General features: G+C 70.1%; 4 protein-coding genes and 2 pseudogenes. 1 reads left to right on the forward strand and 5 read right to left on the reverse strand.

Going from position 1 to position 4,056, the window contains the following annotated elements; all coding sequences use genetic code 11:
- The 3 genes and pseudogenes from I5I_RS11915 to truB all read right to left on the reverse strand — a co-directional run.
- Positions 1–414: pseudogene (locus I5I_RS11915) on the reverse strand (hypothetical protein); the annotation flags it as partial.
- A 43-nt stretch (positions 415–457) separates the two neighbouring features.
- On the reverse strand, positions 458–826 hold the full coding sequence (locus I5I_RS11920; protein ID WP_036319788.1) for a hypothetical protein: 369 nt from the start codon (positions 824–826) through the stop codon (positions 458–460).
- The gene (truB, locus tag I5I_RS11925; protein ID WP_036319791.1) at positions 823–1,737 is read right to left on the reverse strand and encodes a tRNA pseudouridine(55) synthase TruB; all 915 of its coding nucleotides are present in this window, start codon (positions 1,735–1,737) and stop codon (positions 823–825) included. The genes I5I_RS11920 and truB overlap by 4 nt, the downstream gene beginning before the upstream one ends.
- Before the next feature lie 133 nt (positions 1,738–1,870).
- On the opposite strand from truB, the gene I5I_RS11930 reads away from it, so the two are divergent.
- On the forward strand, positions 1,871–2,737 hold the full coding sequence (locus I5I_RS11930; RefSeq protein WP_036319794.1) for an A/G-specific adenine glycosylase: 867 nt from the start codon (positions 1,871–1,873) through the stop codon (positions 2,735–2,737).
- A 17-nt stretch (positions 2,738–2,754) separates the two neighbouring features.
- On the opposite strand, the gene rbfA is transcribed toward I5I_RS11930, so the two are convergent.
- A complete protein-coding gene (gene rbfA, locus I5I_RS11935) occupies positions 2,755–3,189 on the reverse strand; it encodes a 30S ribosome-binding factor RbfA (RefSeq protein ID WP_036319797.1) in 435 nt (144 codons plus the stop codon).
- Positions 3,190–3,351: 162 nt separating this feature from the next.
- Positions 3,352–4,026 (reverse strand): annotated as a pseudogene (locus I5I_RS11940) (translation initiation factor IF-2); the annotation flags it as partial.
- Between the last annotated feature and the right edge of the window lie 30 nt (positions 4,027–4,056).

The following is a 4,056-nucleotide window of genomic DNA, read 5'->3' on the forward strand; positions in this document are numbered from 1 at the left end:
CGGCCGCCGTGGGGCAGCCACCACAGGCGACGAACGGCAGCACGAGAGGTACCCAGAAGTAGCCGAGCCATAGCCCGCCCACACGGTCGCGTCGTGCAGGAAGAGCTCGGGATGTGTGAGTCTGAGTGTTCCGACGATGAGCACGCCCGCCAGTTCGAAGCAGATCGCCACCCACGCGACGAGATACCACCGCCGACTGTCCGACTTCACGAGGGCCACGGTGGCGAGCACGTACACGACGGCCGCGACGGCCGACAGGGTGTACGCGAGCGGCGCGGCCGCGAAGTCCTGCACGATCTGAACGAACGAGCGTCCGGTCGCCGCCAGCGCCATGACGGCGTAGACGACGACGAGCACGCGCCCGATTCCCGTCATCCGGGTCGGGGCGGCGGCGTCGGCGTGTGGCGCAGTCATGACCTGTCAATGATAGGCGCCCGCCCTCGCCGGGGCCGCGGCCTCACATACCAGCGGTCGTCCAGATGACCTGCATGCGCCACACCATGACGGCGACCGACAGTGCGGCGATGCCCATGATCACCGTGCTCCAGCGGCTGCGCTCGAGGAGCGCCCAGACGACGGACGCCGGCGGAATGAGCACCGCAGAGACGAGGTAAACCCAGAACTCGAGTGCGCTGCCGGCCGGCGGGTTGCCGACGAGCGGCGCGACGATCGCGACGACCACCTGTGCGAGCAGAAGCAGCAGGATCAGGGCCATCGCGCCGACCGTGAGATCGCTCGGCCGACGCCCCGCGAGTCCGAGGATGATCGCGAGCAGTCCGGCGGCGACGGCGACGGCCACCTGGGCGATGGCGAACCACTCGATCATGCGTCCTCCGCCATGTTCATCGCGCTCTTGATGTCGGCGCCGCGGCGCTCAACGATGCCGACGAGCCGACCATCGGGGTCGATCGCCGCCGGCGTCGGCGTCATCGCCCCCTCCAGGCGCGGTGCGGCGCCGACGAGACGCTTGCCGTGACGGAGGTCACGCGCCTCGGCCGCGGTGACGGGCAGGGCGCCGAGCACGGATGCCGCGACCTGCGCAGGCGGCAGCAGCGGCGCGTCCGCCGCGATTTCGGAAACGGCATCGCCCACGTCGAACGCACCGATGCGCGTCCGCCGCAGCGCCGTGAGGTGGCCACCCACCCCGAGTGCGGCGCCGAGATCACGGGCCAGGGCACGGATGTATGTGCCACTGGAGCAGTCCACGACGACGTCCAGTTCGATGAGGCCCTCGGCGGTGTCGCGGCGGCGCAGGACGTCGAAGCGATCGACCGTCACCCGTCGGGCTGCCAGTTCGACGCTCTCCCCCGCCCGGGCGAGGTCGTAGGCGCGTCTGCCGGCGACCTTGATCGCCGACACGGTGCTCGGAATCTGATCGATCTCACCCGTGAGAGCCGCGACTGCCATGGCGATGCGCTCGTCGGTCACGGACGCGAGGGCCTCGGCATCCGCCCGCGCCGTCTCGACACCATCCGCGTCGTCGGAGTCGGTCGCAACGCCCAGCACCACCGTGGCCTCGTAGGTCTTGCCGAGCCCGACGATGAAGGTGAGCAGCCGGGTGGCCGGTCCGACTCCGAGGATGAGCAGCCCGGTGGCCATCGGGTCGAGCGTGCCGGCGTGTCCGATCTTGCGGGTGCCCAGGGCGCGGCGAGCCCGTGCGACCACATCGTGACTGGTGATCCCCCGCGGCTTGACCACGAGGAGGACGCCGTTGGGGACGAGCGGAGAGGCGGGCATTGCTCCAGCCTAGGCGCGGTGCCACCTCCGGCCGCACCCGCTCGGGGCCGCACCCGCTCGGGGCCGCAGGCGCTCGGGGCCGCAGGCGCTCGGGGCCGCAGGCGAACGCGGCGTGCCGACGTAGGCTGGTGCGATGCCCGACCTCGCGACGCCGCTCATCGCCTGGTACCGCGACAACGCGCGCGATCTGCCGTGGCGCGCGGAGGGGTTCGGCGCCTGGGGCGTGCTCGTCAGCGAGTTCATGCTGCAGCAGACGCCCGTGACGCGCGTGATCCCCTTGCTGGACGCCTGGCTGGCGCGGTGGCCGACACCGACCGCCCTGGCCGACGATGCCCCGGCGTCGGCGGTCGCGCAGTGGGCGAACCTCGGCTACCCGCGGCGCGCCCTGTGGCTGCACCGCGCCGCGGTGGAGATCCGCGACCGACACGACGGCGTCGTGCCCCGCGACGTCGAGGCGCTCCTCGCGCTGACGGGTATCGGGGACTACACAGCGCGGGCGGTCGCCGTGTTCGCCTATGGCGACCGTCACCCGGTCGTCGATACGAATACCCGCCGCGTCATCGCGCGTGCCGTCGACGGACGTTCTCAGCCCGGGCCGCCGGCTCGCGGTGATCTGGCGGCGATGGCGGGGCTGCTTCCGCGCGGCGATCAGGATGCCGCGGTCGTGAATGCCGCCATGATGGAGCTCGGCGCCATCGTGTGCACTGCCCGTTCCGCGCGATGCGACGTGTGCCCGATCTCCTCGCTGTGCGCCTGGCGTGCGGCTGGCTACCCCGACACCGGTGACCTGCGCCGCAAGCAGGCTGCATACGAGGGCAGCGATCGTCAGGCGCGCGGAGCGGTGCTGCACGCGCTGCGCGCCGCACCCGCACATGCTCTCCCCGCCGACGACGTCGCCGCCGACTGGCCGGTCGCGGCGCAGCGCGATCGCGCGATCGACTCGCTCATCGTCGACGGACTCGTCGAAGCCGTCGACGGCTTCCTGCGCCTGCCGCGGTGACGCGAAAGCGACCGTGCTCAGCCCTCGTCGTCGTCCTCGCGCGGCTTGACGTACGGGTCGGCGTCGCCCGCATATGCGGCTCCGGCCGCAAGACCGGCCACGGCCGCATCGCGCTCCTGCGCTTCGCGCAGCAGCTCGGCGATGTGCCCTGCGTTCTCGGGAAGCGCGTCGGGGATGAACTCCAGCGACGGCGTGAGACGGATGCCGAGGCGCTTGCCCACCTCGCTGCGCAGCATTCCGGTCGCGGCCTTCAGGGCCGCACCGGAGTCCTCGCGCGCCTGATCATCGCCGTACACCGTGTAGAACACCGACGCGTGCTGCAGGTCACCCGTGACGCGCACGTCGGTGATCGTCACGAAGCCGAGGCGCGGGTCCCGCAGCCCCTTCTCGAGGCGCTCGGCGATGAGCACGCGGATGCGGTCGGCGAGTCTCGCCTGCCGTTCGTTCGACATCTTCTCTTCCCTCTCAAGGCCCCAGTGGATGACTGCATCGAGGTCAGGATATGGCGGAGGCGGAGGAGGTCGTGACNCGGTGGCAATTGGGGTAGGGGCCCCACTCTTGCCTCCGCGGCACGACCTCCGGAGCCGTAGCCGTATCCGGAACCGACGGGAGGATCAGCCGCGCGGCTTCTCCACCATCTCGGTCGTCTCGATCTCGTCGCCCACCTGGATGTCGTTGTACTTGCCCAGGCCGATACCGGCCTCGAAGTCGGTACGAACCTCGGTGACGTCGTCCTTGAAGCGACGCAGCGACTCGATCTGAAGGCCGTCGGCGAGCACGACACCATCGCGGATGACGCGCGCCTTGGCGTTGCGCGTGATCGTTCCCGACCGCACGATGACACCGGCGATGTTGCCGAACTTCGAGGAGCGGAACACCTCGCGGATCTCGGCGACACCCGACTGCACCTCTTCGAACTCCGGCTTGAGCAGGCCCTTGAGCGACTGCTCGACGTCGTCGATCGCGTTGTAGATGACCGAGTAGAACCGAACGTCCACACCCTCGCGGGCGGCGCGCTCGCGCGCCTTCGTGTCGGGACGGACGTTGAAGCCGATCACGATCGCGTTGTCGATCGTGGCGAGGTTGATGTCCGATTCCGTGATCGCACCGACGCCGCGGTGGATGATGCGCAGCTGGACGCTGTCGTCGACCTCGATCTTCAGCAGCGACTCCTCCAGCGCCTCGACGGCACCGGACACGTCACCCTTGATGATGAGGTTGAGCGACTCGACCTTGCCCTCTTCGAGAGCACGGGTGAAGTCCTCGAGAGAGATGCGCTTGCGCGCCTTGGGACTCTAGAGGATCCCCGGGACCGAGCT

Source organism: Microbacterium sp. B24, assembly GCF_000333415.1.
Lineage (GTDB): Bacteria > Actinomycetota > Actinomycetes > Actinomycetales > Microbacteriaceae > Microbacterium.